25 protein-coding genes, 1 tRNA gene and 1 riboswitch are annotated in these 26,604 nt (G+C 68.4%); of the genes, 9 read left to right on the top strand and 17 right to left on the bottom strand.

Annotated elements, in window-relative coordinates; translation table 11 throughout:
• Window positions 1–35: 35 nt before the first annotated feature.
• Window positions 36–126 (bottom strand) — tRNA-Ser (locus M9980_RS12385).
• An 88-nt stretch (window positions 127–214) separates the two neighbouring features.
• On the opposite strand from M9980_RS12385, the gene M9980_RS12380 reads away from it, so the two are divergent.
• Window positions 215–1,078 carry a peptidylprolyl isomerase gene (locus M9980_RS12380; RefSeq protein ID WP_250751375.1) on the top strand — a complete coding sequence of 288 codons (864 nt, stop codon included), beginning with the start codon at window positions 215–217 and terminating at the stop codon, window positions 1,076–1,078.
• A gap of 265 nt (window positions 1,079–1,343) precedes the next feature.
• Here M9980_RS12380 and M9980_RS12375 read toward each other — a convergent pair whose 3' ends face one another.
• From M9980_RS12375 to M9980_RS12360, 4 genes are read right to left on the bottom strand one after another with little or no spacing between them, the layout of a single operon-like run.
• Window positions 1,344–1,940, bottom strand: a complete 597-nt coding sequence (locus M9980_RS12375; RefSeq protein ID WP_250751372.1) for an ABC-type transport auxiliary lipoprotein family protein — start codon at window positions 1,938–1,940, stop codon at window positions 1,344–1,346.
• A 21-nt stretch (window positions 1,941–1,961) separates the two neighbouring features.
• Window positions 1,962–2,927 (bottom strand): MlaD family protein, encoded by a 966-nt coding sequence (locus M9980_RS12370; RefSeq protein ID WP_250751369.1) that lies wholly within the window; start codon window positions 2,925–2,927, stop codon window positions 1,962–1,964.
• Window positions 2,928–2,931: 4 nt separating this feature from the next.
• Window positions 2,932–3,816, bottom strand: coding sequence for an ABC transporter ATP-binding protein (locus M9980_RS12365; protein WP_250754938.1), 885 nt, complete (start codon window positions 3,814–3,816; stop codon window positions 2,932–2,934).
• On the bottom strand, window positions 3,816–4,922 hold the full coding sequence (locus tag M9980_RS12360) for an ABC transporter permease (protein WP_250751366.1): 1,107 nt from the start codon (window positions 4,920–4,922) through the stop codon (window positions 3,816–3,818). The genes M9980_RS12365 and M9980_RS12360 overlap by 1 nt, the downstream gene beginning before the upstream one ends.
• Window positions 4,923–4,981: 59 nt before the next feature.
• On the opposite strand from M9980_RS12360, the gene M9980_RS12355 reads away from it, so the two are divergent.
• Window positions 4,982–5,668, top strand: coding sequence for an HAD family hydrolase (locus tag M9980_RS12355; protein WP_250751363.1), 687 nt, complete (start codon window positions 4,982–4,984; stop codon window positions 5,666–5,668).
• 77 nt (window positions 5,669–5,745) lie between these two features.
• On the opposite strand, the gene M9980_RS12350 is transcribed toward M9980_RS12355, so the two are convergent.
• The 3 genes from M9980_RS12350 to M9980_RS12340 form a co-directional block, all read right to left on the bottom strand.
• Window positions 5,746–6,954: a DUF445 domain-containing protein gene (locus tag M9980_RS12350; RefSeq protein ID WP_250751360.1), complete on the bottom strand. Its 1,209-nt coding sequence runs from the start codon at window positions 6,952–6,954 to the stop codon at window positions 5,746–5,748.
• A 322-nt stretch (window positions 6,955–7,276) separates the two neighbouring features.
• Window positions 7,277–10,429 (bottom strand): efflux RND transporter permease subunit, encoded by a 3,153-nt coding sequence (locus tag M9980_RS12345; RefSeq protein WP_250751357.1) that lies wholly within the window; start codon window positions 10,427–10,429, stop codon window positions 7,277–7,279.
• A 1-nt stretch (window position 10,430) separates the two neighbouring features.
• Entirely contained in the window at window positions 10,431–11,621 is a 1,191-nt protein-coding gene (locus M9980_RS12340; protein ID WP_250751354.1) for an efflux RND transporter periplasmic adaptor subunit, read from the bottom strand.
• A 313-nt stretch (window positions 11,622–11,934) separates the two neighbouring features.
• On the opposite strand from M9980_RS12340, the gene M9980_RS12335 reads away from it, so the two are divergent.
• A complete protein-coding gene (locus M9980_RS12335; RefSeq protein WP_250751351.1) occupies window positions 11,935–12,660 on the top strand; it encodes an SIMPL domain-containing protein in 726 nt (241 codons plus the stop codon).
• A 79-nt stretch (window positions 12,661–12,739) separates the two neighbouring features.
• Here M9980_RS12335 and M9980_RS12330 read toward each other — a convergent pair whose 3' ends face one another.
• The 3 genes from M9980_RS12330 to M9980_RS12320 all read right to left on the bottom strand — a co-directional run bounded on the left by M9980_RS12330 (window position 12,740) and on the right by M9980_RS12320 (window position 13,836).
• Entirely contained in the window at window positions 12,740–12,991 is a 252-nt protein-coding gene (locus M9980_RS12330) for a GlsB/YeaQ/YmgE family stress response membrane protein (RefSeq protein ID WP_250751349.1), read from the bottom strand.
• 195 nt (window positions 12,992–13,186) lie between these two features.
• Window positions 13,187–13,486 (bottom strand): CtrA inhibitor SciP, encoded by a 300-nt coding sequence (gene sciP / locus M9980_RS12325; RefSeq protein WP_250751347.1) that lies wholly within the window; start codon window positions 13,484–13,486, stop codon window positions 13,187–13,189.
• A 107-nt stretch (window positions 13,487–13,593) separates the two neighbouring features.
• On the bottom strand, window positions 13,594–13,836 hold the full coding sequence (locus M9980_RS12320; RefSeq protein WP_250751345.1) for a hypothetical protein: 243 nt from the start codon (window positions 13,834–13,836) through the stop codon (window positions 13,594–13,596).
• Window positions 13,837–13,951: 115 nt separating this feature from the next.
• Here M9980_RS12320 and mnmA point away from each other — a divergent pair, with 115 nt between their 5' ends.
• A complete protein-coding gene (gene mnmA, locus M9980_RS12315; protein WP_250751343.1) occupies window positions 13,952–15,067 on the top strand; it encodes a tRNA 2-thiouridine(34) synthase MnmA in 1,116 nt (371 codons plus the stop codon).
• A gap of 126 nt (window positions 15,068–15,193) precedes the next feature.
• Here mnmA and M9980_RS12310 read toward each other — a convergent pair whose 3' ends face one another.
• The 6 genes from M9980_RS12310 to lepB all read right to left on the bottom strand — a co-directional run bounded on the left by M9980_RS12310 (window position 15,194) and on the right by lepB (window position 20,170).
• Entirely contained in the window at window positions 15,194–15,985 is a 792-nt protein-coding gene (locus tag M9980_RS12310) for a PhzF family phenazine biosynthesis protein (RefSeq protein ID WP_250751342.1), read from the bottom strand.
• Window positions 15,982–16,929, bottom strand: coding sequence for a cation diffusion facilitator family transporter (locus tag M9980_RS12305; protein WP_250754936.1), 948 nt, complete (start codon window positions 16,927–16,929; stop codon window positions 15,982–15,984). The genes M9980_RS12310 and M9980_RS12305 overlap by 4 nt, the downstream gene beginning before the upstream one ends.
• Window positions 16,929–17,504, bottom strand: coding sequence for a pyridoxamine 5'-phosphate oxidase (gene pdxH, locus M9980_RS12300; RefSeq protein WP_250751340.1), 576 nt, complete (start codon window positions 17,502–17,504; stop codon window positions 16,929–16,931). The genes M9980_RS12305 and pdxH overlap by 1 nt, the downstream gene beginning before the upstream one ends.
• Before the next feature lie 274 nt (window positions 17,505–17,778).
• Window positions 17,779–18,684 (bottom strand): GTPase Era, encoded by a 906-nt coding sequence (era, locus tag M9980_RS12295; protein WP_250754934.1) that lies wholly within the window; start codon window positions 18,682–18,684, stop codon window positions 17,779–17,781.
• The gene (rnc, locus tag M9980_RS12290; RefSeq protein WP_422921401.1) at window positions 18,672–19,352 is read right to left on the bottom strand and encodes a ribonuclease III; all 681 of its coding nucleotides are present in this window, start codon (window positions 19,350–19,352) and stop codon (window positions 18,672–18,674) included. Before rnc ends, era begins: the two co-directional genes overlap by 13 nt.
• Complete coding sequence (gene lepB / locus M9980_RS12285) at window positions 19,349–20,170, bottom strand: signal peptidase I (RefSeq protein ID WP_250751337.1); 822 nt, start codon at window positions 20,168–20,170, stop codon at window positions 19,349–19,351. The genes rnc and lepB overlap by 4 nt, the downstream gene beginning before the upstream one ends.
• A 77-nt stretch (window positions 20,171–20,247) precedes the next feature.
• Here lepB and pgi point away from each other — a divergent pair, with 77 nt between their 5' ends.
• The 5 genes from pgi (at window position 20,248) to gcvPB (ending at window position 26,601) form a co-directional block, all read left to right on the top strand.
• Window positions 20,248–21,738, top strand: coding sequence for a glucose-6-phosphate isomerase (pgi, locus tag M9980_RS12280; RefSeq protein WP_250751334.1), 1,491 nt, complete (start codon window positions 20,248–20,250; stop codon window positions 21,736–21,738).
• A gap of 72 nt (window positions 21,739–21,810) precedes the next feature.
• A riboswitch (glycine riboswitch) is annotated at window positions 21,811–21,900 on the top strand.
• A 181-nt stretch (window positions 21,901–22,081) separates the two neighbouring features.
• Window positions 22,082–23,221: a glycine cleavage system aminomethyltransferase GcvT gene (gcvT, locus tag M9980_RS12275; RefSeq protein WP_250754929.1), complete on the top strand. Its 1,140-nt coding sequence runs from the start codon at window positions 22,082–22,084 to the stop codon at window positions 23,219–23,221.
• Window positions 23,218–23,589, top strand: a complete 372-nt coding sequence (gene gcvH / locus M9980_RS12270) for a glycine cleavage system protein GcvH (RefSeq protein WP_250751332.1) — start codon at window positions 23,218–23,220, stop codon at window positions 23,587–23,589. The genes gcvT and gcvH overlap by 4 nt, the downstream gene beginning before the upstream one ends.
• Before the next feature lie 97 nt (window positions 23,590–23,686).
• Window positions 23,687–25,045 (top strand): aminomethyl-transferring glycine dehydrogenase subunit GcvPA, encoded by a 1,359-nt coding sequence (gcvPA, locus tag M9980_RS12265; protein ID WP_250751329.1) that lies wholly within the window; start codon window positions 23,687–23,689, stop codon window positions 25,043–25,045.
• A complete protein-coding gene (gene gcvPB / locus M9980_RS12260; protein WP_250751326.1) occupies window positions 25,042–26,601 on the top strand; it encodes an aminomethyl-transferring glycine dehydrogenase subunit GcvPB in 1,560 nt (519 codons plus the stop codon). Before gcvPA ends, gcvPB begins: the two co-directional genes overlap by 4 nt.
• Window positions 26,602–26,604: the final 3 nt, after the last annotated feature.

Raw genomic sequence — 26,604 nt, 5'->3', positions numbered from 1 at the left:
CGCGCGCAGGCCGGGATCATGGATGACCGAAAAGGTGGCGGAGCGGGAGGGATTCGAACCCTCGATACGCTTTTGACGTATACTCACTTTCCAGGCGAGCGCCTTCGACCACTCGGCCACCGCTCCGCATGCTTGGAAGGCTGCGACCTAAGGGGTGGCGGGCGGTTCGGCAAGTCGATTGCGCATGTCGCGCGCGCATGTAACCTTGCGCGCCATGCTGAACGCCCTTTTGCCGCTGTTGCTCGCGCAGGCCGCGCCTGCCGCCGCCCCGCCGCCCAAGCCCTATGATGCGACCCCTGCCGACTGGAAGGCGATCCCCGACGACGAAGTGCTGATCTTCACGCTCGCCAACGGGCGGCGCGTCGTGGTGCGGCTGGCGGCGCGCTATACGCCGGTCCACGTCGCCAACATCCGCGCGATCGCCCGCGCCAAATGGTGGGACGGCGAGACCGTGTACCGCGTGCAGGACAATTATGTCGCGCAATGGGGCGACGCGACCGAGAAGAAGCCGCTGCCGCCCGGCGTCGTCGCCAATCCGCCCGCCGAATATGTCTGGCCGCGCTTCGATGCGGTAGCGACGCTGACCAAGCCCGATCCCTATGCGACCAAGGCCGGCTACAGCCGCGACGGCTGGCCGATCGCCACCAACGGGCGCGAGGCGTGGATCCCGCATTGCTACGGCATGGTCGGCGTCGCGCGCGACCTGGCGCCCTCGACCGGCAGCGGCGGCGACCTGTACGCGAACATCGGCCACGCCCCCCGGCACCTCGACCGCAACATCGCGATCGTCGGGCGCGTGATCGAGGGGATCGACGCGCTGTCGACGCTGCCGCGCGGGACTGGCGGCGGCCTGGGGCTGTACGAAGACCCCAAGCAATACGTCCCCATCGCGACCGCGCGGCTGGCGAGCGACCTGCCCGCCGCCGAGCGCCCGCGCTACCAGTATCGCGACACCACCAACGCCCGCTTCAAGCTGTGGATCGCCGCGCGCGAGAACCGCGAGCCGCCGTTCTTCACGGTGCCGGCGGGTGGCGCGGACATCTGCAACGCGCTGCCGCCGGTGCGCAAGGCGCCGTAGGGGGGGGCTTAGCTTTTCCCCCCTCCGTTCGTTTCGAGCGTAGTCGAGAAACCGTATGCTGCGCGTGCGGCCTGTTTCTCGACTACGCTCGAAACGAACGGATCTGGGAAGTGCGCGCGCTTGCGGCGTCCAAGCGGACGGTATCAACTCATCCGTGTGTGCTAGCGAAGTCGAAGCACATGTCCCGGGGCACAGCGGTCTTTGGAGGTGCTTCGACTTCGCTCGGCACGAACGGCGTGGGCGTCACGCCTATCCGATCGACCCCTTACCGCCCGACCCAGTCCGCGACTTCCGCCGCGACCTGGTTCGCGCCCTGGTTGAGCGCGACGCCGACCGCGTTTGGCAGCACCGCGGCCACCGGCACGCGCGCTTCGAAGCGGCGCTTTTCGAGCGCGCCGCCGCTGGTGCGGATGATGGCGGCGTCGAAGGTCACCACCGCGCTCGACGTGGCGGCATCGACACCGAAGCTGCGCAATTCGCCGTTCAGCGTCGCGCCCGGATCGCCCATCATCCGGCTGCCGATGACGACGCGGCCGGTGCGCGCGGTGACGGCGTCGGACAGCAGCCGCGCGAACAGGCGGTTCGGCGGTTCGACCCACTGCGCATCCTTCAGATAGGCGACACTGGTGTCGGTCGCGCGGACGGGCACGCGCAGCGAGGCGATTTCCTGCGGCACCGTCGGCACGGCGATCGTGATCGTGCCCGCGCCCGGCGCACGTTGCGTCGTGCCCGCGGCGATCGGCGTCGCGCTGCTGAGCGTCAGCAGCGAGGGCGGCGGCTTTGCACCGAAGCTGATGCAGCCCGACAGCGGCAGGGCGACGGCGGCGGTCAGGGCCAGCGAGAGCGCGGGGCGCAGGGTCATGGGATGCCTCATGGATTGGCCTTATTTCTTGGGTTCGTAGTCGGGCAGCTTGGGCGACCCGATCAGCGAAGACGCGCCGCCCTGGTTCACCTTCTCGGCCACGTCGGCGAGTGCTGCCGACATCACACGCAGGTCCTTCACCAGCTGGTTCACCTCGGGCAGCGTCTGGCGGGTGAAGCCCTTCACTGCGGGCTTCGCGTCGGTGATGACCTCGTTCAGCGACTCCATGCTTTTCTGCGCGGAGCCGATCGCCTTGTTGAGGTTCTGCATCGCCGGCTTGAAGTCCGACGTCATCGTCGCGTTGGTGGTGTCGGCGAGATTGCCGATCTGCTGCGCGGCGATGCCCGCCTTTTGCAGCGTCTCGCGCGTTTCGGCGAGCGTCGCGGCGATCTCCGGCCCGCGATCGGCGAGCGCGGTCGACAGGCGCTCGGTGTTGGCGAGGATGCCGGCGATCGAATCCTGATTGCGCTTGGAGAGCAGTTCGCTCAGCCGCTCGGTGAGCGTCGAAATCCGCTCGAGCAGCTGCGGCGCAGAGCTGAGCAGTGCGCCCAGACCACCGGCCTTGGGCGGGATGATCGGCACGCCGAACGGACACGCGCGCTGCGGGTCGGGCACGTCGCAGGTGATCGGGGGCGCATTCTTGATCGCGCCATCGAGCTGCACCGTGCTGGTGCCGGTGAAGCTGCCCTGCACGGTCGCGGTGGTGCCTTGGAGAACCGGCGTTTCCGGCTTCACGCTGACGCGCACGCGCACCAGCGAGGGATCGGGCTTGAACAGCGCGATGTCCTTCACCTGGCCGACGGGCACGCCCGAGAAGGCGACGATCGACCCCTTGTTCAAACCGTCGACCGACTGTTTGAAGAAGATGTCATATTCCTTGTCGTCGGCGACGCCGAAACGCGACAGCCACACCGTGAACAGCGCGAGCACCAGCAGCAGGATCAGCACGACGGCGCCGACAAGGACGTGATTGGACCGGGTTTCCATGTGCTTACCTCACCGCCCCTGCGGGCCTGTCGTCTGTGGTGTCGGCGCCGGCGGGGCGCGCATGTGTCTGGTCGGGCGCGGGGGTCTCGGCCTCGCCGCGCTCCTTGCTGGCGGTGGCGGCGCGACCGCGCGGGCCGTTGAAATATTCCTGGATCCACGGATGGTCGAGCGCGAGCAGCTCGGGGATCGTGCCGACCGCGATCACCTTCTTGTCGGCCAGCACCGCCACGCGGTCGCAGATGGCGTAGAGCGTGTCGAGGTCGTGGGTGATGAGGAACACGGTCAGCCCCATCGTCTTCTGGAGCGAACGGGTCAGCTCGTCGAAGGCCGCCGCGCCGATCGGGTCGAGGCCGGCGGTCGGCTCGTCGAGGAACAGCAGTTCGGGATCGAGCGCGAGCGCGCGGGCGAGGCCGGCGCGCTTCTTCATGCCGCCCGACAGTTCGGAGGGGTATTTCGGCCCGGCCTCGGGCGGCAGGCCGGTCATCACCACCTTGTACGCCGCGATCTGGCCCATCAGCACGGGATCGAGATCAGGGTAGAATTCGCGCAAGGGCACCTGAATGTTCTCGGCGACGGTCAGCGTCGAGAACAGCGCGCCCCCCTGAAACAGCACGCCCCAGCGCTTGCGGACCTTCACCGCCTCGGCGGCTTCCTCGTCGGTGTCGGCATCGCCGAACACGCGCACGGTGCCGGCATCGGGCGTCTGCAACCCGATGATCGAGCGCATCAGCACCGACTTGCCGGTACCCGACCCGCCGACCACGCCCAGGATTTCGCCGCGCCGAACCTCCAGGTCGAGATTCTCGTGAACCACCTGATCGCCGAAGCTGTTCTTCAGCCCGGTGACCTTGATGATCGCCTCGTCGCGGCGGCGGTTGCCGGCGGCCATCAGTTCCACCCGATCCAGGTGAAGAACACCGCGAAGAACGCGTCGAGCACGATCACGAGGAAGATCGCCTGGACGACCGCGGCAGTGGTGCGCGACCCGACCTGTTCGGCGTCGCCCTCCACCTGCATGCCCTGGAAGCAGCCGGCGACCGCGATGATCGCGCCGAACACCGGCGCCTTCACCAGCCCGACGTACAGGTCGGTGATCGGCACGACTTCGCGGATGCGCTGGATGAAAGTGACCGGTGGGATATCGAGGCTGATCCAGCAGAGCAGCCCGCCGCCGATGATCGCGATCAGCGAGGCGTAGAAGCCGAGCAGCGGCATCAGCACGATGGCCGCCAATGTGCGCGGCACGACCAGCGCCTCCATCGGCGACACGCCGATCGTGCGCATCGCGTCGATTTCCTCGGTCAGCTTCATTGTGCCAAGCTGCGCCGCGAACGCCGACCCCGATCGCCCGGCGACCATGATCGCGGTCATCAGCACGCCGAGTTCGCGGAGCGTAATGCGTCCGATCAGGTTGATCGTGAACACCTCCGCGCCGAACTGGCGCAGCTGCACCGCGCCCTGCTGCGCGATGACGATGCCGATCAGGAAACTCATCAGTCCGATGATGCCGAGCGCGGAGACGCCGACCACCTCGAACCGCTGGACCACCGCGTTGAAGCGGAACTTGCTGTCGCCGCTGAACAGGCTGCGGATGACGGTGCCGAACGCCAGCACGGTCGCGCCGAAGAAACCGAGCAGGCCCTTGAGCGTCTGCCCGGCGGTGACCGTGGCATCGCCGATCTCGTCGAGCACGCGGAAGAACGACGGAAGCGGCTTCGGCGTGACCGCGGCGGGCTCGTCGGCGGCGCTCACCTGCTCCATCAGATGCCGGCGGTCGTCGTCTAGTCCCGAAATGCGGGCGCCGCGCGCCTCGGCGAAGCGATGGATGACCCAGGCGCCGACGGTGTCCATGCTGTCGATCGTCGACAGGTCGATCGCCTGCGCATCGCCCACCCCGTCGAGCCGGTCGGGCATGTCGCGCAGGTTGGCCAGCGTCAGCCGCCCGGAAAAGCGCAGCGTACCATTGTCCTCGGTAAAGTCGGCATCGGCGCTCATCGTCGGCCCTCATCCCCGATTCCCGCTGGCGCGGCAAGCGCCGTCATGCGTACAGACACATGATGCCGACGCGTATCGCCATCTACGACATGGATAAAACCATCACCCGCACGCCGACGTGGACGCCGTTCCTGGCGTTCGCGATGCGCCGGCGCGCGCGCTGGCGGCTCGCGCTGCTGCCGTGGGCGGCGCTGGCCGGCACCGCCTATGTCCTGAAGCTGATCGATCGCGCCAGGCTGAAACAGACCACGCAGAAATGGCTGCTGGGTGGGTCGCTTGCCGCCGATCACGTCGCCTCGGTCACCGCCGCCTTTGCCGATCACATCGTCGCCACCGGCGTGCTCGATGCCGCCCGCGCGCGCATCGCCGCCGATCGTGCCGACGGGTGCCGGCTGGTGATGGCGACCGCCTCCTACGCCTTCTACGCGCGCGCGATCGCCGAGCGGCTGGGCTTCGACGACGTCATCGCGACCGAAAGCGAGCATGACCCGGCAGGCGCGCTCACCCACCGCATCGCCGGGGAGAATGTGTACGGCGCGGCGAAACTGCGCGCGGTGAAGGCGTGGATGGCGCAGCAGCGGCTGGACCGCGGCGACGCGCACATCCGCTTCTACAGCGATCACGTCTCCGACGCGCCGGTGATGGAGTGGGCGGACGAGGCGTTCGCGGTCAACGCGCACGGGCCGCTCAAGACGCTGGCGCGGCGGAGAGGCTGGCCGATCCTCGACTGGCGGGGCGACGCCTGAATCGTCACGAGCAACGCGACTGCGCGTGGCTCTGCGGATCGGTGTGGTGGCGGCCCGGCGACCGCGCACGATCGCCCTCACAGAACCGTTCCGACGGTGTGGATCACCACGCCGACCAGCCCGCCGACCAACGTGCCGTTCACGCGGATATATTGCAGGTCGCGCCCGACCGTATTCTCCAGCCGCGTCGTCAGCGTATCAGCATCCCAGCCGCGGATCGTGTCGCTGACCAGCCGGACGATGCCGTCACCGTAATCCGACGCCGCGCCGACCGCCGCGCGTCGCACGAAGCGGTTGATGGTGCGAGCAAGCCGCGGATCGTCCTGGAGCGACGTGCCGAGCTGGCGCAGCGCCTCGCCCAGCTTGCCCGCCATCAGCTTTTCCGGATCCTGCGCCGCCTTCAACAGACTGGTGCGGATATTCTCCCACACCCCCTGCCACCAGTCGCCGAGCGCCGGGTTCGCAAGCATGTCGTTCTTGAACGCCTCCAGCTTGGCGCGCACCGGCGTATCGTGCTGCAGGTCGATGGCCAGCGTCGCCAGCCCCTCCTCGGCCTTGGCGCGCAAGGGGTGCTCGGGGTCGTTCGCCATCTCCAGCATCAGCTTGTAGATGCCGTCGAGGATCGCGTTCCCCAGATTCTCGTCGAGCCCGGTCCAGCGCAGCACGCTGCCGGCCTTGCTGCTGATCATGTCGCGCAGGATCGGTTCGTTCGCCTCCACCGTCCGCCCGGCCCAGCGCACCACCGCGTCGATCAGCGGCACGTGGCGGTTCTCGGCGATCGCGGCGTGCAGGCCCTTGCCGATCAGCGGCGCGACCTGAAGCTGGCGGAGCTGCGACGACAGGCCGGCGCGGACCATCCCGCCCAGCCGCTCCTGATCGAGCGATTCGAGCATGTCGACGGCGAGACGAGATGCCCCGCGCCGCAGCCGCCCCTGCCCGATGCCCGATGGGTTGGCGAGCCAGCGCCCGGCGGCACCCGCAACGTCGATCCGCCCCATCCTCCGCGCGACCACGCGCGGAATCAGGAAATTGTCGCGCAGGAACTGGGCGAGCGTCGTCGCGATTCGATCCTTGTTACGCGGGATGATCGCGGTGTGCGGGATCGGCAGGCCGAGCGGGTGGCGGAACAGCGCGGTGACCGCGAACCAGTCGGCCAGGCCGCCGACCATCGCCGCCTCGGCAAAGGCGCGGACGAAACCGACCCACGGATACGCCGCCTCCTGCGACCGCGACACGCCGTACACGACCGCCATCACCACCAGCAGGCCGGTGGCGACGATGCGCATACGCCGCAGCGCAGGAGGGATCGCGCCTCCGTTGGCGAGAGGCAGGGCGGATGCTGTCATCCCTGCGACAATCCCCGAACCGCGGGTTTGTTCAAGGGGCGCGGCGAAAGCGCGAGGGGGCGGGGAGCCAAAGACAAGCGGGTTGCGCACTCACCCATTGAAACCGGTGCTCCCGCGCAGGCGGGAGCCCAGGGCCAAGAACGCTTTGACCGGTAACTCTGGGCTCCCGCCTGCGCGGGAGCACAACTCGTGCACATGTCCGGGCGCGCCGTTCCGCGCCGCGCCAACCACGCGCTTCCTCAGGGTAAGAGTCCCCCAGCCCCTATTCCGCCGGTTGCGGGTCGTCGCCCGGACGGTGCCCGATCCGCGCCGGACCGCGACCCAGTTGCGGTTGGTCGGGTCCGGCGCCGTCGAGCACCGGCTGGCCATCGTCGCCGGGACGATAGGTCAGCAGACGGCGCCCGAGCTTCGGCCCCATCCAGCGTTCGATCCCGACCGCCAGGCTGAAGCTCGCCGGCACGATCAGCAGCGTCAGGATCGTCGACAGGATCAGCCCGCCGATCACCACCACGCTCATCGGCTGGCGGAACGATCCGTCGCCCGACAACGACAGCGCGGTCGGGATCATGCCCGCGACCATCGCCACCGTCGTCATCACGATCGGCTGTGCGCGCTTGTGCCCGGCGTCGATGATCGCATCGACCGGGTGCACGCCCTTTTCCATTTCCTCCAGCGCGAAATCGATCAGCAGGATCGAGTTCTTGGCGACGATGCCGAGCAGCATCAGGATGCCGATATACACCGACAGCGAGATCGGCATGCCGCAGATCCAGAGCGCGATCAGCCCGCCCAGGGGCGCCAGCAGCAGCGAGCCCATGTTGACGAACGGCGGCATCACGCGGCGGTAGAGCAGCACCAGCACCGAGAAGACGAGGAAGATACCCGCCAGCACCGCGCCGACGAAGTTCTGGATCATCTCCGCCTGCTGCTTCGATTCGCCCAGTTTCAGCTCGTTCACCCCGACCGGCAGGTTCTGCATCGCCGGCAGCGCGCGGATCTTCTTCATCGCCTCGCCCGATACTTCGCCGGGAGCGAGATCGGCGCCGATGGTGATGCGGCGCTGCTGGTTCGATCGCTCGATCTTGGTCGGGCCGGCACCAAAGCCGATGTCGGCGACGACCTTCAGCGGGATCGACCCGCCGGTCGAGGTCTGCACGGGCAGGTTCTCGATCGTCGACAGTTTCTGCCGCGCGCTCTGGTCGAGCGCGACGCGGATCGGAATCTGGCGGTCGGAAAGCGAAAAGCGCGCCGAATTCTGGTCGATGTCGCCCAGCGTCGCGATGCGGATCGCCGACGACAGCGCGCTGGTCGTCACGCCGAGCGATGCGGCGAGATCGAGCCGGGGCCGGATCGTGATCTCGGGACGTTGCAGATCGCCGGTGATCAGCGGGCTGCGGATCGTCGGCAGCGCGCGCATCCCGTCGACGATCGCGACCGCGGCCTTGTTCAGCGCGACCGGGTCGCTGCCGCCCAGGGTAATCGTCAGGGCACGGCCCGATCCGCCGCCCCAGCCGCCGGCGCGGAACGACACGCGGGCATCGGGGATCGCCGACAATTGCGGCCCGATCGCGCGCTGGAACTCATAGCTTTTCTGCGCGCGGTCGTCCTTCAGCTGCGCGGTGACGCGGCCCTGGCCGACGAAGGCGCGGGTATAGACCGCCGCCACATCGCTCTGGCGGCGCAGCACGTCGGCGGTGCGCTGTACCACCGCCTCGGTCTGTTGCAGCGTCGATCCCGGCACCAGTTCGACGATCGCGGTGACCGAATCATTGTCTTCCTCGGGCAGGAAGGTGTTGGGCAGCACCATGAACATCAGCACGGTCGCGACCAGCGACACGATGCCGCCGACCACCGCCGACCAGCGATGCATCAGCGTCCAGCGCAGGATGCCCATGTAGCGGTCCATCAGCCAGCCCTCGCCGTGGCTGGCATGGCCCTTCGCCTTCAGGAAATAGGCGGCGATCATCGGGGTGAGCAGGCGCGCTACCGCGAGGCTCATCAGCACCGCGGCGACGACGGTCAGGCCGAAGTTCTTGAAGAACTGCCCCGACACGCCCGGCATCAGGCCGACGGGCAGGAACACCGCGACGATCGACATGGTCGTGGCGAGCACCGCGACCCCGATTTCGTCCGCCGCGTCGATCGATGCCTGGTAGGCCGATTTGCCCATGCGCATGTGGCGGACGATATTCTCGATCTCCACGATCGCATCGTCGACCAGCACGCCCGCGACCAGACTCAGCGCGAGCAAAGTCATCTGGTTGAGGTCGAAGCCGAGCAACTCCATGAACCAGAAGCTCGGGATCGCCGACAGCGGGATCGCGAGCGCCGAGATGAACGTCGCGCGCCAGTCGCGCAGGAACAGGAACACGACGAGCACCGCGAGCACCGCGCCCTCGATCATGGCGTCGATGGCGACGTGATACTGGGTCTCGGCGTATTTCGAATAGTTGAACAGCAGGTGGAACTGGACCTGTGGGTTGCGCTTCTGGAGCGCGTCGAGCTTGGCCTGCGCTTCCTTGTACACCGTGACGTCCGACGCGCCTTTCGCGCGCTGGAAATCGAAGCTGAGCACTTGGTGCCCCTCCGACGTCGAAAGCGACCGCTGCTCGGCATAGAGGTCGCGCACGTTGGCGACATCGGCCAGCCGCACCGATCGCCCACCGACCGAAATCTGCGTCTGGCCGAGCGTGTAGGCGTCCTGCGCATTGCCGAGCACGCGCACCGACTGTTCGGACCCCGCGATTTCGGCGCGACCGCCGGCGGCGTTCAGATTGACCTGGCGCAGCGCCTGGTTGACCTGGCTCGCGGTCAGCCCCTGCGCCTGCAGCTTCAGCGGGTCGAGGATGACGCGGATCTCGCGATCGACGCCGCCGTTGCGGTCGACCGTCGCCATGCCGGGCACCGCCAGCAGTTCCTTGGTCACCGTGTTGTCGATGTACCAGCTCAGCTCCTCCAGCGTCATCGACGTGGTCGATGCGGTGAAGCTCGCGACATCGTTGCCGCTGGTGTTGATGCGCCCGATCTGCGGCTCGAGAATGCCGTCGGGCAGGTCGCCGCGGATCTGCTGAATGGCGTCGCGAATGTCGTTGACGGTGCGGTCGATCGGGGTGCCGAGGTCGAGCTGGACGACGGTCTGCGAATTGCCCTCGGTAACGGTCGAGTTGATCTCGTCGATGCCCTGCAGCGATCGCACCGCAGCCTCGACGCGCTGGGTGATCTGCCCCTCCAGCTCGGTCGGCGCGGCGCCCGGCTGGCTGATCGAGATATAGGCGACCGGGAAATCGATATCCGGCTGGTTGTTCACGTCCATCCGCATGAAGCTGACCAGCCCCATCACGGTCAGGAACAGGAACAGGACGATCGGCGGAACCGGGTTGCGGATCGCCCAGGCCGAGATGTTGCGGAAGCCCATGTCAGCGCGCCTTCTTGAGTTCCGGCTTCACCGTCTGCCCGGGGTTGAGGAAGGCGCCGGCCGACAGCACCACCCGTTCGGTCCCGTCGAGCCCGCCGGCGATCGAGACGCCCGCGTCCGACACTTCGCCGACGCGGACGTCGCGGCGCACCGCCTTGTTCGCGCCGTCGACGATATACACGAAGTTACCCTTGCCGTCGCTCAGCACCGCCGATTCGGGGAGCAGCGGCGCCTGGCTGCCGCCGACGTTGATGCTGGCGCTGGCGAAGCCGCCGGGACGCAGCGCAGGGCTATAGCTGAGCGCGATGCGGGCGATGCCCTGGCGCGACTGCGGGTCGATGATCGGCGACACCTGCCACACCTGTCCGGTGAAGCCCTGCGTCGCGCCGACCGGCGTGACCTGCGCCTGGACGCCGGTGTGGACGCGAGCGAGATCGGTTTCGGCGAGCTGCGCGCGCATTTCCATCTGGCCGCCCATCGCGACGCGGAACAGCATGCCGTTGCCGGCACTCACGATCTGCCCCGGCTCGACGCCGCGGGTCAGCACCAGCCCCTCGGCGGGTGAGCGGATGTCGAGGCGACCGTTGCGTGCCCGCGTCTCGGCCAGCTGCGCCTGTGCGACGCGGACCCGCGCCGTCGTCTGCGCCAGCGTCGCCTCGCGCCGCTGTACGTCCGCCTTCGAGATGAAACCGCGATCGACCAGCTGGCGCGCGCGGTCGAGCTCGGCCTTCGCCAGATCGGCATCGGCCTGCGCGACGCGGATGCTCGCCGCCTGACTCTCGGCAGTCTGCGTCTGGACCGAGCGGTCGATGGTGGCGAGCACCTGCCCCGCCTTCACCCAGCTGCCCGGTTCGACCAGCACGCGGGTCACCATGCCGCCTTCGCCGGCGATGCCGACCGGCATCTCGCGCCGCGCCGCGATCGTGCCCGTACCGGTGACGATGGTCGCGACCGCCGAGCGGCCCGGAACCATGACCGACACGACCGGCACCTGCTGCGCGCCCTTCGCCCCGACGGCACCGGTCTTGGCCGCGGCACCGTCGCTGCCGCCGCGCATGACCATGATTGCCGCCACGACCACGACCAGCGCGACGACGACCGCGCCGACGATGATCCACTTGCGACGTTTCGAGGCGACCTCGCCCTCGATCAGATATGCGCTGTCCCCGGTCATCCTGCTCTCGTAGTTCATGGTTCGCACCCCCGGTCTTCGCCCCCCGGGACGCGCCGTCGATGCTGTATTATCCGAATAACTCACCAACCTCAAGCGTTGAGAAACGGCTGGTGTCCGAAGGTTGCCGGATCATTGCCAGCCTTTGCCGCCCGCGCCAAGGTCACGGGCAGCGAACTGCCGCTTCGCGCGCGTGAAGCGCAGGCGGGAAACCGCCGCGCAACTCGACGACGCCCGAAGCGGCAGGCGAGATCGGGAACGCATAGCCACGCGTTCATCCGCCGTTGCCCTGCCGCCGCTACACCCCCACGGCATGACCAACCGGGAGACACGCATGATCCGCCACCTGACCGCCACCGCCCTCGCGCTGGCGCCCTTCGTCACGCCGCTGTCCGCCGCCGCACAGGTCGCGACCGTGCCGCCGGTGATGATCGACGGCACGCTGCTCGACGTGTCGGCGACGGGCGTATCCACGCGCACGCCCGACATCGCGACGATTCGCGCGGGCGTGGTGACGCAGTCCGCGACCGCCGCCGCGGCGCTGTCGGCCAATGCCGATCGCATGGCGGGGGTGCTTGCGGCGCTGAAATCCGCAGGGGTCGAGGCGCGCGACATCCAGACCTCGACCATCTCGCTGCAGCCGCAGTACCGCTATACCGAGGGGCAGGCGCCGGCGATCACCGGATATCAGGCGTCGAACACCGTTTCGGTGCGCTTCCGCGACATCGCGCGCAGCGGTCGCATCCTAGACACGCTGGTGAAGCAGGGCGCGAACCAGATCGAGGGACCGGCGCTGTCGATCGACAAGGCCGATGCCGCGACCGACGAGGCTCGGGTCGATGCGGTGGCGAAGGCGCGGGCGCGCGCCGAACTCTATGCGAAGGCCGCCGGCCTGCGTGTCGACCGCATCGTCTCGATCGGCGAATCGGGCGATTCCTTCCCCCAGCCGCCGATGCCGGTGATGATGATGCGCGCCGAAAAGGCCTCCGCCGACACCGCGGTCGCCGCAGGCGAGCAGGACGTGAAAGTGACGATCGCCGTCCGCTTCCTGTTGAAATGACGCAAAAAAGGGACCGCGCGATACAGTCGCGCGGCCCCTTCCTTGTTCTCAACCGCCCGGCGTCAGCCGAGCCGGGCGATCAGCGGACCGAACCGCGACGCACCAGGTTGACGATCGCCAGCAGCACGATCGCGCCGATGAGCGAGTAGAGGAAGCTCATCACGGTAATGCCGTTGTTGATGTTCGCACCGGTCACGAACCCTGCGATCACCGCGCCCACGATGCCGACGACGACGTTCAGGATGATGCCCTGCTGCCCGTCGGTGCGCATGATGATGCTTGCGAGCCAGCCGACCACGCCGCCAACCACCAGCCAGATGATGATACCCATGTCCAATCCCTCCGTTACATCCGGCCCTTTCCGGATTGCGTAGGTGCATGACTCGCAAGAGGGGGATTTTGTTCCGGGCGCGTTTTGATGTTTTCGCATATGAAACGGCCCGCCTCCCTGGGGGAGACGGGCCGTTCCTGCGGTCGACACCAGGGGAGAAGTGTTGGCGCCGATCTGGTTGCCGTTCGCGCGGCGTCAGTATTTCTGCTGGCGCTCGTACAGCGAACGATAATGCTGGATGCGGGTGACGCGCAGGCCGGGCATGCCCGACCGGTCGATCGCGCGCTGCCACCCGGCGAATTCCTCCGCGGTCAGGCCGTAGCGGTCGCACACCTCGTCGACGCTCAGCAGCCCGCCGTTCACCGCCGCGACGACTTCTGCCTTGCGCCGCACGACCCAGCGGGTCGTCTCGGGCGGGGGCAGCGTGTCCAGCGTCAGCGGCTCGCCGAGCGGGCCGATGACTTTCGCGGGACGGATTTTCTGGTTCTCGATCATTCGTACCTCGATGCGGAGCCGGGGGTCTCCGAAAACTCTAACCCTGTGTAACGACCGTTAGTGCGGGAGCTTGAACATCGTCTCAAACCACGCGGTAAACGGGCGCTTCATTCCTGTTGCCAGCGCGTTAGCGCCTGTGCCGTCGCGGCATCGAACGCCCCCGCACGGGGCGCCAGGCGCGCATGCGCCGATGCGCCGCGCGACAGCAAAGCCTGGACCCGTGCCGTCGGGCTTGCCGCCTGGCGGCTGACGACGCCGACCAGCAGCACCGCCAGCTCGACCGGCAGCACCGTGACGTGCGTGCCGAGCGACCGGGCGAAATTCTGGCTGCGGGCGAAACTCAGGTCCAAACCGACTCACTCGAACGACATGACGGGAGGGCGGGTGTGCGCCGCCAGTGCTGAAGGGCGCGTAAAGGCGCCCGGATTTTTGCGTCGCGGCGCCGGCGGCGCTATGGCGCGCGGCATGACCGACAGCATCGATTTCCAGCTGCCCGAGCCGGTGGCCGCGCGCCGCATCGTCGTGGCGATGTCGGGCGGGGTCGATTCGTCGGTGGTCGCGGCGCTCGCCACGCGCACCGGCGCGGAAGTGATCGGCATCACGCTGCAGCTCTACGATCACGGCGAGGCGGTCGGGCGTGCCGGTGCGTGCTGCGCGGGGCGCGACATCCGCGACGCGCGCGCGGTGTGCGACACGCTCGGCATCGCGCATTACGTGTTCGACCATGCCTCCTCGTTCCGCGAGCAGGTGATCGAGGATTTTGCCGACGAATATCTCGCCGGCCGCACGCCGATCCCGTGCGTGAAGTGCAACATGGGGCCGAAGTTCACCGACCTGTTCGCGCTCGCCCGCGATCTCGGCGCCGATTGCCTCGCCACCGGTCACTATGTCCGCCGCGTCGTCGGCGCGGACGGCGCGGAGCTGCACCGCGCGCATGATCCCGCGCGCGACCAGAGCTATTTCCTGTTCGCGACCACGCGTGCGCAGCTCGACTATCTGCGCTTCCCCCTGGGCGACCTGCCCAAGGCCCGCGTGCGCGAAATCGCCGCCGAACTGGGGCTCGGGGTCGCCGCCAAGCCCGACAGCCAGGACATCTGCTTCGTGCCCGCCGGCAATTACGCCGACGTGGTGCGCAAGGTTCGGCCCGAGGCGGCGACGTCGGGCGCGATCGTCGACGAGGGCGGCCGCGTGCTCGGCACCCACCGCGGGCTGATCCACTATACCGTCGGCCAGCGCCGCGGGCTCGACATCGGCGGCGGGCATGATCCGATGTACGTCGTGCGATTGGACGCAGCGACCCAGTCGGTGGTGGTGGGGCCGAAGGCGGCGCTCGCGGTCGATGCCGCGCGGCTGACCGAGATCAACTGGCTCGGCGGCGCGTTCGCCGGCCCGCTCACCGCCAAGGTGCGCAGCCTCGCCAAGCCGGTCCCCGCCCGTCTGGACGGCGACCGGCTGGTGTTCGACGCCCCCGAATATGGCGTCGCGCCGGGGCAGGCCGCGGTACTCTACGCCGGCGACCGCGTGCTCGGTGGCGGCTGGATCGCGGAAACGGAGCGCGCACGGGTGGCGGAGGCAGCCTGAAATCCTCCCCGGCACGGGGAGGGGGACCGCGCAGCGGTGGAGGGGGCGGGCCGCAAGCGGATCGCTCGCGGATACCCCCCTCCGTCAGCGCTGCGCGCTGCCACCTCCCCGCGAGCGGGGAGGAATTCAGAACGAAAACACTCCCTCGATCACCGTCACGCACCCGCCGCGCAGCACCACCCTGTCACCCGCCAGCGTACATCCGACATGCCCGCCGCGCGCGCTCGCCTGGTATGCGGCGAAGCTCGTCTTCCCCAGTTTCTCCGCCCAATACGGCACCATCACCGCATGCGCCGATCCGGTCACCGGGTCTTCGGGTATGTCGAAATAGTCGGTGAACACGCGGCTGACGACGTCGGTGGTGTCGCCGCGCGCCGACACGATCAGCACAAACGGCCCCAGCGCCTTGACCGCGCGACCATCGGGCGCGGCGGCGCGCACTGCGGCCTCGTCCTTCACGATCACCAGCGCATAACCCTTGTCGTGCCACAGCGTCTCGACCGGCTCGACCCCCAGCGCCGCGACGATCTCGGGCATCGCCTTGGGCACCGGTGCCCACGCCGGCAGTTCCATCGCATAGCCGTCGCCGTCACGGGCGACTTCCAGCACGCCGGCCTGCCGCGTGCGGAACGCGACCCGGTCGATCGAGGGGTCCGCCGACAACAGGAAATGGCCGCTCGCCAGCGTCGCATGACCGCATAGCGCGACCTCCGCGGCGGGGGTGAACCAGCGGAGTTCCCAGTCGCCCTCGCCCTGCTCCCCGCCGACGACGAACGCGGTTTCGGACAGGTTGTTCTCCTCGGCGATCCGCTGCAGCGTCGGATCGGGCAACCAGGAATGCAGCGGCATCACCGCCGCCGGATTGCCCTCGAATGGCGCGCGCGCGAACGCATCAATCTGCGCGAAAGGTATCTTCACATCCGTTTCCCGAACCAGTGCGGCGTCACGTCGGCCTCGACCAGCGGATTGTCGGTATCGACATGCCCCTCCGGATCGAGGTGGATCAGCACCTCGACCTTTGGATACGCACCCCGCAGCGCGCGCTCGACGCCCTCGACGATGTCGTGGGCCTGCCCCACCGTCAGATCGCGCGCGACTTCCATGTGAAACTGCGCGAAATCATGCGTGCCGGCGCGCCGGGTGCGGAAGTCATGGATGCCCTTCAGGCCCGGCTGGCGCGCGGCGACCTCGATGAAGCGGTTGCGCTCGGGCTCGGGCCATTCCTTGTCCATCAGCTGGTCGATCGCATTCGAAGACGCCTTGAACGCTCCCCACAACAGCCACAGCGCGATCGCGATGCCGAACACCGGGTCGGCGCCAGTGAGCCCGAAATACTGGTCGAGCGCCAGCGCGGCGATGACCGCCAGATTCAGCAGCACGTCGGACTGATAGTGGACGTTGTCGGCCATGATCGCGACCGATCCGGTCTGGCGGATGATGCGGCGCTGGTACCAGAGCAGGATCGCGGTCGCGCCGATCGCGATCATCGACACGCCGATGCCGAACGCGGCGTCCTCGGCGCGCGACGGGTTGGCGAAGCGATCGATCGCGCGCCACGCGATGCCGATCGCGGACGCGGTGATGAGGCCGACCTGGAACAGCGCCGCCAGCGCCTCTGCCTTGCCGTGGCCGAAGCGGTGGTCGTGGTCGGCGGGCTCGCCGGCGAGCTTCACGCCGTACAGCGTGACGAGGCTGGCGAGCAGGTCGAGCCCGGTGTCCGCCAGCGACCCCAGCATCGCCACCGATCCGGTATGCCACGCGGCAAACGCCTTCAGTGCCAGCAGGAATGTCGCCATCGCGACGCTGAACAGCGCCGCGCGGATGGCGAGCGGGATGATCCGCCGGCGTTCGCTTTCGGTCATCATGGGTACAGCAGTCCTTCGTCCCAGCCGCCATCGGTGCGCGTGAACAGTCGCCGGTGGTGCAGGCGTCCCGGGCGGTCCTCCCACAGCTCGATGGCGGAGGGCGCGACGCGGTAGCCGCCCCAGTGCGGCGGGCGTGGCACGTCGCCCGGAAACCGCGCCTCGACCTCGGTATAGCGCGCCTCGAACGTCGCGCGATCGTCGAGCGGTCGCGACTGGTCCGACGCCCAGGCGCCGACCTGCGACGCCCGGCTGCGGGTCGCGAAATAGGCGTCCGATTCGGCATCGGTCACGCGGGTAACCGGGCCTTCGATGCGGACCTGACGGCGCAGCGACTTCCAGTGGAACAGCAGCGCGGCATGGCGGTTTGCGGCGAGTTCCCCCGCCTTGCGACTCTCACGGTTGGTGTAGAATACGAAGCCGCGATCGTCGTGGCCCTTCAGCAGCACCATCCGCACCGAAGGCTGGCCGTCTGCGTCCACGGTGGCGAGCGCCATCGCGTTCGGATCATTGGGTTCGCTCCGCCCGGCGTCGGCAAGCCAGGCGTCGAAGATGGCAATGGGATCGTCGGCCATCCCCGCGCCTTAGCGCCATCGTCTGCGAAGTGCGAGCGGGGGGTTTGCGCAGGGTTCGGAAGTGAAAGCGTTCAGAGAAGGCGCAAAGGCGCGAAGAAGCGCGGGTCCCCGCGGAGACGCGGGAAGGGGGCGGGGCCGTGCGCAGCGCCTTGATCATCGTCGATGCCGAAGCGCCTTCGGCGTCCCCGATCGCAACACCTCCGCGCCTCCGCGCGCGCGCATCTTCCTTCTATCTTCGCGCCTTCGCCTCCCCTGAACCGCCTTCCTTCTCTGCCTATTCGACCCAATCCAGCCCGATATCGCGGTACAGCCCGCGGTCTTCCTGCCACTTCGGGTTGACCTTGATGTGCAGGTACAGATGCACCGGCACCCCCAGCAGCTCCTTCAGCTGGGCGCGCGATTTCGCGCCGATTTCCTTGATGCGCGCACCGCCCTTGCCCAGCACGATCGCGCGCTGGGTGTCGCGGGCGACCAGGATCTGCTGGTGGATTTCGACCGATCCGTCGTCGCGCTCGGTATATTTCTCGGTCTCAACCGCGCTGTCGTAGGGCAGCTCGGCATGGAGCTGCAGGTACAGCTGCTCGCGCGTCACCTCGGCGGCGAGCATGCGGTCGGTCATGTCGGCGACCTGGTCATCGGGGAAATGCCATGGCCCCACCGGCATCTTTGCCGCCAGCGCCGCCTTCAGCTCGGGCACGCCGTCACCGGTCGTGGCGCTGATGAAATAGGTGTCGTCGAAGGCGAGCAGGTCGTTCAGCTTCTGCGCGGTCGCCAGCAGGCGCGGCTTGTCGGCGATGTCGACCTTGTTGAGGATCAGCAGCTTGGGCTCCTTGCGGTGCTTCAGCGACTCGATAATCTCGGTAACCTTGGCGGCGACTCCGCCCTTGCCGTCGATCACCAGCGCGATCAGGTCCGCCCCCTCGGTCCCGCCCCACGCCGCCTGCACCATCGCCCTGTCGAGACGGCGTTTCGGCTCGAAGATGCCCGGCGTATCGACCAGCAACAGCTGCGTCGCGCCCTCCACTGCGATCCCCATCAGGCGGGCGCGGGTCGTCTGCGCCTTGGGGCTGACGATCGCGACCTTCTGACCGACGAGCGCGTTCACGAGCGTCGACTTGCCCGCGTTCGGCGCCCCGACGACGGCGATCAGGCCGCAGGATTGGTCTGTCACTTCTGTAATTCCTTGAGCAGGGCGGTGGCCGCCGCGGTTTCCGCCTGATGCTTCGATGAGCCCTCGCCGGTCGCCTCGGCGAGCTTGCCGACCGACACCTTCACCGTGAAGCGCGGGGCGTGGTGGGGGCCGGAGCGGTCTACGATCTCGTAGGCCGGGGGGCGGCGGTTGTGGGCGGCGGCCCATTCCTGGAGGGCGGATTTGGGATGCTGCGGCGCGCGGGCCTGGTGGTCGATGCGGCCTGCCCAGTGCGCGCGGACGAAATCGCGTGCGGCCTCGGCTCCCGCGTCGAGGTACAGCGCGCCGATCAGCGCCTCCATCACGTCGCCGAGCACATTGTCGCTGTTGGCCGCGCCATCGTCGCGGGCCTGCTTGCCGAGGCGCAGGTACGGCACGACGCCCAGCTCGCGCGCGACCTCTGCACACACCGCGCCGGTCACCAGCGCGTTCAGCCGCTTCGACAATTGCCCCTCGGCCTCCTTCGGGAACCGCGCGTACAGCCATTCGGCGACGGCGAGGCCCAGCACCCGGTCGCCCAAGAATTCCAGCCGCTCATAAGTCTCGGTCGCCTGGCTGCCGTGGGTCAGCGCGCGGTCGAACAGCGCGCGGTCGGCGGGGTCGCGCCCGAGCGTGGCGCGCAGCCACGCGTCGAGATCGCCGGCGGGCCCGCCGCTCAGAAACCTTCCCCGATGCGGTTCCAGCGCGCGGCGGAGAACCACGTCCACGGCTTCACCCACTGCGCATTGCCGTCGGTCGACCAGAAGCCGACGATCGCCTTGCCCTCGACGTTGATGATCGGGACGAGGCCGATCGCGCCGCCGTCCATCGCCGGGAAGCGGCTGTCGGCGGAGGCATCGCGGTTGTCGCCCATCAGGAACAGATGATCCGCGGGCACGGTGAAGACTTCGGTATCGTCGGTCTGCGGATCGTATCCGCGGTCGAGCACCGCGTAACTGCGCCCGCCCGGCAGCGTCTCGCGGTACTGCTGGTAGCGGCACACCGGCTTGCCCGCGACGACGTCCTGGAAACGCGCGTCGCAGCCGTAGTTGGGCGTCACCGGAATGACGAAATCGGCGACGCGCTGCTTAGGAATCGCCTTGCCGTTCAGGAACAGCTGGCCGGCGCGCATCTGGATGGTGTCGCCCGGCACGCCGATCACGCGCTTGATATAGTCGGAATTGGCTGACGGCGGCGCCTTGAACACCACCACGTCGCCGCGCGCGGGCGTCGAGGGGAAGATGCGCCCCGGAATCAGCGGCAGGCTCCACGGCAGCGAATGCTTCGAATAGCCGTAGTTCCATTTCGAGATGAACAGATAATCCCCGATCAACAGCCGCGGCAGCATCGATTCGCTGGGAATCGAAAACGGCGAGAAGAAGAAGCTGCGGAAGATGAACACCACGATCGCCAGCTTCGCGAGGAAGGAAAGCGTATCGCGCAGTTCCGATTTCGGCTTCGCGCGCGTGCCGTCGGAGGTCGTGACCTGGTCTGCCATATCCGCGTCCTGTGGCGGAGCGCCTTGCGCGTCAAGCGTTGAGGGGTAGAGGCAGGCATCCCGCACGGAGAATGACGATGACGGACTGGTCCACGGTCGATGCGCTCGACCCACCGAAGCTGACGACACTGTTCGAGCGCGATCCCGGTCGCGTCGCCGCGTTTTCGGTCGATGTCGCGGGCATCCATTTCGATTTCTCCAAGACCCATCTCGACGCCGCCGGCCTCGCCGCGTTCGAGGGGCTGGCGAAGTCGGCCAATCTGGCGGCGAAGCGCGACGCCCTGTTCGCAGGCGAGCCGGTCAACACCAGCGAAGGCCGCGCCGTGACCCATGTCGCCGAGCGTGGCGAGGGCAGCGAGGAGGATTCGGCGCACGCGGCCATGCTCCACGCCCGGATGCGCGCGCTGATCGACGCGATCGAGGGCGAGGCGCTGGGGCCGGTGCGCCACATCCTCCACATCGGCATCGGCGGATCGGCGCTCGGTCCCGACCTGCTGGTCGACGCGCTTGGCCGCGATGCCGATCGCTACGATGTCGCGGTCGTCTCCAACGTCGACGGCGTCGCGCTGGAGGAGGTGTTCGACGCGTTCGATCCGCACGCGACCATCGTCGTCATCGCGTCGAAGACCTTCACCACGACCGAGACGATGCTGAATGCCGACAGCGCGCTCGCCTGGCTGAAGGAGGACGGGGTCGAGGATCCCTACGGCCGCGTCATCGCGCTGACCGCGAACCCGGATGCCGCGATCGAGTGGGGCGTGGACGAAACCCGTATCCTGCCGTTCGCCGAGTCGGTCGGCGGACGCTATTCGCTCTGGTCGTCGATCGGCTTTCCCGCGGCGATGGCACTCGGCTGGGACAGCTTTTCGGAACTGCTGGAGGGCGCGGCCGAGATGGACCGCCATTTCCGCCTGACCGCGCCCCACGCCAACGCGCCGATGCTCGCCGCCTTCGCCGACCTCTATTACGCGCAGGTGAAGCGGTGCGAGACCCGCGCGACCTTCGCCTATGACGAGCGGCTGCGCCTGCTCCCGAGCTACCTTCAGCAACTCGAGATGGAATCGAACGGCAAGGGCGTAACCATCGACGGCACCCCGCTCGACCGCCCAAGCGCACCGATCACCTGGGGCGGGGTCGGCACCGATGCCCAGCATGCGGTGTTCCAGCTGCTCCACCAGGGCACGCACCTCGTCCCGGTCGAGTTCGTCGCGGTGGTCGAGGGCGGCGACGCGCTGGAGGAAGCGCATCACTCGTCGCTGCTCCTGAACGCCTTCGCGCAAGGCGCCGCGCTGATGACCGGTCGCGCCAGCGACGACGGCGCGCGCAATTATCCGGGCGACCGCCCGTCCTCCACGATCCTGCTCGACCAGCTCGACGCGCGGACGTTGGGCGCGCTGCTGGCGTTCTACGAACACCGCACCTTCGTGTCGGGCGCGCTGCTCGGGATCAATCCGTTCGATCAGTTCGGGGTCGAGCTGGGCAAGGAAATGGCGAAGAAGGCGGGGGAAGGCGGCGGCGACCTTGATGCCTCCACCCGCGACCTGATCCAGCGGGCGTTCGGCGAGTAGGCGCGTCGGCAATTGACTTGGCCGCCCGCTCTCGCCAAGGCTCGCGCCCGTCGAGGCCCGGGCAACCGGGTCGATACACGCGCGGGAGAGTAGTCCTTTCAGGACTCGCCGAAGGAGCAACCGCCCCGGAATCTCTCAGGCACCAGGGACCGCGCGTGAATACGACACTCTGGAAAGCGTCCGCCTTCGCTCGCACGAGCTTCGGCGGACCACCGAAGGGGTAACCCGCCTTCGCTCTTACGAGCTACGGCGGGGAAAGCTCTCAGGTTTCCGTGACAGAGGGGGCGATGGCGCGCGGCACTCGGCTGGCGTCGTCGCGACTCTGTTTGGAAGGCCCGTGATGATGAGCGACGACGACACCCCGGTCGAAACCCCCGAAACCCTCACCCTGCCGCTCGACGCGTGGCACCGCGCGAAGGGTGGCCGCATGGTCGCCTTTGCCGGCTATCACATGCCCGTCCAGTACGAAGGCATCATGGCCGAGCATCTGTGGGTGCGCGAATCGGCCGGGCTGTTCGATGTCAGCCACATGGGCCAGCTGATGATATCCGGCCCCGGCGCGACCGCGGCGCTGGAGGCCTTGATGCCCGGCGACTTCGCCGCGCTGAAGGAAGCGCGCATCCGCTACTCGCTGCTGCTCGCCGACAATGGCGGCATCCTCGACGACCTGATGGTCACCCGCCTGGGCGACGAATCCTTCTACGTCGTGGTCAACGGCGCGACCAAGTGGGACGACATCGCCCATCTGCGCGAGCACATGGCCGACGAGATCGGCATCAACCACCTCGACGACCAGGCGCTGTTGGCGCTGCAGGGGCCGAAGGCGGTCGATGCGCTGGCGCGGGTCGTGCCGGGGGTCGAGTCGCTCGGCTTCATGCAGGGCTCGGCCTACGACTTTCAAGGCGCGCAGATCGGCGTCAGCCGGTCGGGCTACACCGGTGAGGACGGGTTCGAGATTTCGGTGCCCGGTCACCTCGCGACCGCGCTGGCCGATGCGCTCACCGACCAGCCGGAGGTCAAGCCGATCGGCCTCGGCGCGCGCGATTCACTGCGGCTGGAGGCGGGGTTGCCGCTCTACGGCCACGATCTCGACCCCGACACGACGCCGGTCATGGCCGACCTCGGCTTCGCGCTCTCCAAGCGACGGCGCGAGGAAGGCGGCTTCCCCGGCCACGCCCGCATCATGGCCGAGCGTGACGGCGCCGCGATCACCAAGCGCGTCGGCCTGATGGTCGATGGCCGCCAGCCGGTCCGCGAGGGCGCGCTGGTCCTCGATGCCGAGGGCAGCGAGGTCGGCAAGGTCACCTCGGGCGGCTTCGCCCCGAGCGTCGGCGCGCCGATCGCGATGGCCTATGTGCCGGTCGCGATGGCCGAGCCCGGCACGACCGTCACCCTGTCCCAGCGCGGCAAGGTCCATAGCGCGACCGTCGCCGCCATGCCCTTCGTCCCCCACCGCTATGTCCGCAAAGGAGCTTCCGCATGAGCCGCTATTTCACCGAAGATCATGAGTGGATCGACGTCGACGGCGCGACCGGGACGGTCGGCATCAGCGACTATGCGCAGGGGCAGTTGGGCGACATCGTGTTCGTCGACGTCCCCGCCGAGGGCCGCACGCTGGCCAAGGGCGACGAGGCCGCCGTGGTCGAATCGGTCAAGGCCGCGTCCGACGTCTATTCGCCGGTCGGCGGCACCGTGATCGAGGGCAACCCGGCGCTCGCCGACCAGCCCGATCTCGTCAATTCGGACCCGGAGGGCGAGGGCTGGTTCTTCAAGCTGACCCTCGCCGACCCGAGCGAGGTCGAGGCGCTGATGGACGAAGCCGCCTACGCCGAGTTCGTCGCGAAGCTGTAATCCCCACCGTCATGCCAGCGAAGGCTGGCATCTCCCGCCGTATCGCTTGCGGCCCGAGACCCCGGCCTGCGCTGGGGTGACGCCTTAGGAAGTCGTCATGCGCTACCTGCCCCTCACCGACACCGACCGCACGGCCATGCTCGCCACCATCGGCGCCGCGTCGATCGACGACCTGTTCGCCGACGTGCCCGAGGCCGCGCGGCTCGATGGCCCGATCCACGGCCTGCCCAACCATGCCAGCGAACTCTCTGTCGAGCGCCACATGGCCGCACTCGCCCGGCAGAACACGGTTGCCGGCGACGTGCCGTTCTTCCTCGGCTGCGGCGCCTATCGCCATCATGTGCCCGCGTCGGTCGATCACCTGATCCAGCGCGGCGAGTATCTGACCGCCTACACGCCCTATCAGCCCGAGATCGCGCAGGGCACGTTGCAGATGCTGTTCGAGTTCCAGAGCCAGGTCGCGCGCCTGCTCGGCACCGACGTCGCCAACGCGTCCATGTACGACGGCTCGACCGCCTGCTGGGAGGCGATCGGCATGGCGCGGCGGATCACACGGCGCAGCAAGGCGATCCTGTCGTCGGGGCTGCACCCGCACTATGTCTCGGTTGCGAACACGATGGCGAAGTACACAGGCGACACGCTCGAGACGTCGCTGCCGACGCTTGCCGCCGACACCGACATCGACGCGCTGATCGCCGCGATCGACGACGATACGTCGTGCGTGGTCGTGCAGTATCCTGACATTCTGGGTCGTATCGCCGACCTGACCCCGCTCGCCGATGTGTGCCACGCGAAGAAGGCGCTGCTGATCGCGGTCGTGACCGAGCCGGTGGCGCTGGGCGCGATCACGTCGCCGGGCGAGATGGACGCCGATATCGTCGTCGGCGAAGGCCAGTCGATCGGCGTCGGGCTGCAGTTCGGCGGACCCTATGTCGGGCTGTTCGGCTGCAAGGAAAAATACGTCCGCCAGATGCCGGGCCGCCTGTGCGGCGAGACCGTCGATGCCGACGGCAAGCGCGGCTTCGTCCTCACCCTCTCGACCCGCGAGCAGCATATCCGTCGTGAGAAGGCGACGTCGAACATCTGTACCAACAGCGGGCTCTGCGCGCTCGCCTTCTCGATCCATATGACCCTGCTCGGCGAAGCGGGGCTGCGCGGTCTCGCCGAGCTCAACCACGCCGGCGCCAGCGCCGCCGCCGACCGGCTCGCACAGGTGCCGGGGGTCGAACTGGTGACGCCGGTGTTCTTCAACGAATTTACGCTGAAGCTACCGCGGGAGGCCCGCCCGATCGTTCGCGAACTCGCCGATCGCGGGATCCTCGCCGGCGTGTCGCTCGGCCGGCTCTATCCGGGCGAGGATGCGCTCGAAAACGGCCTGGTCGTCGCGGTGACCGAGACGACGACCGCGGAGGACCTCGAAACCCTTGCGACCGCTCTTCAGGAGGTGCTGGCATGAACGCGATCAACCAGAGCGGCTGGCGTCCCGAGATGGGCAAGGGCGGTGACGCCGCCCCCGCGACCTTCACCGGCAACCGTGCGCTGATGCTGGAGGAAGCGACGATCTTCGAGATCGGATCGACCGCCACCACCGGCGTCGACCTCGCCGACGCACCGGCTGCGCCCAGCCGCCTCGGCAGTCTCGCCCGCTCCGCCCCGATCGGCCTGCCCGGCCTGTCGGAGCCCGAGACGGTGCGCCACTACACCCGCCTCAGCCGCCAGAATTACGCGATCGACCTCGGGCTCTTCCCGCTCGGGTCGTGCACGATGAAGCACAACCCGCGCCTCAACGAACGCGTCGCGCGGATGCCGGGCTTCGCCGACGTCCACCCGCTCCAGCCGGTCGACACGGTGCAGGGCGCGCTGGGCGTCATCAACGAACTGGCGGTCTGGCTGATCGAGCTGACCGGCATGCACGGCGTCGCGATGAGCCCCAAGGCCGGCGCCCACGGCGAGCTGTGCGGCATCCTGTGCATCAAGGCGGCGCTGGAGAAGCGCGGAGAGGGCCACCGCAAGGTCGTGCTGGTCCCCGAATCGGCCCACGGCACCAACCCCGCCACCGCCGCGTTCGCCGGTTTCCAGGTCGAGGACATTCCCGCCACCGCCGAGGGCCGCGTCGACACCGCGGCGCTCAAGGCGCGGCTGGGGCCGGACGTCGCCGCGGTGATGATCACCAACCCCAACACCTGCGGCCTGTTCGAGCGCGACCTGAAAGAGATTTCGGACGCGGTCCATGCCACGGGCGGCTACGTCTATTGCGACGGCGCGAACTTCAATGCGATCGTTGGGCGGGTACGTCCGGGCGACCTCGGCGTCGATGCCATGCACATCAACCTCCACAAGACCTTCTCGACCCCGCACGGCGGCGGCGGGCCGGGCTCGGGGCCGGTGGTGCTGTCGGAGGCGCTGTCGCCGTTCGGCCCCCTCCCCTTCACCGAACGCCATGCCGACGGCCACATCACATTGGTCGAGGAAGAAACCGTCGAGGATCGTCACCCCGATTCGTTCGGCCGCATGGTCGCCTTCCACGGCCAGATGGGCATGTTCACGCGCGCACTGGCGTACATTCTCAGCCACGGCGCGGACGGGTTGCGCCAGGTCGCCGAGGACGCCGTACTCAACGCCAACTACGTCCTGCGCAGCCTGGAGGACACTCTCGATGCGCCCTTCGCCGCGTCGGGGCCGTGCATGCACGAGGCGATCTTCAGCGACGCCGGCCTGCCCGACGGTTTCTCGACGATCGACATCGCCAAGGGGCTGATCGACGAGGGCTATCACCCGATGACGGTGTATTTCCCGCTGGTCGTCCACGGCGCGATGCTGGTCGAGCCGACCGAGACCGAATCGAAGGCGGCACTCGACCAGTTTATCGGCGCGCTGCGTTCGGTGGCGGAGCGGGCGAAGGCCGGCGATGCGTCGCTGAAGTCCGCGCCGTACTTCGCTCCCCGCCGCCGCCTCGACGAGACGCTGGCGGCGCGCAAGCCGGTGCTGGCGTGGAAGGACGCGGTCGCCTGAGCG

The sequence above is a fragment of the Sphingomonas donggukensis genome (assembly GCF_023674425.1).
Lineage (GTDB): Bacteria > Pseudomonadota > Alphaproteobacteria > Sphingomonadales > Sphingomonadaceae > Sphingomonas > Sphingomonas donggukensis.
This window is presented reverse-complemented; position numbering and strand designations above follow the sequence as displayed.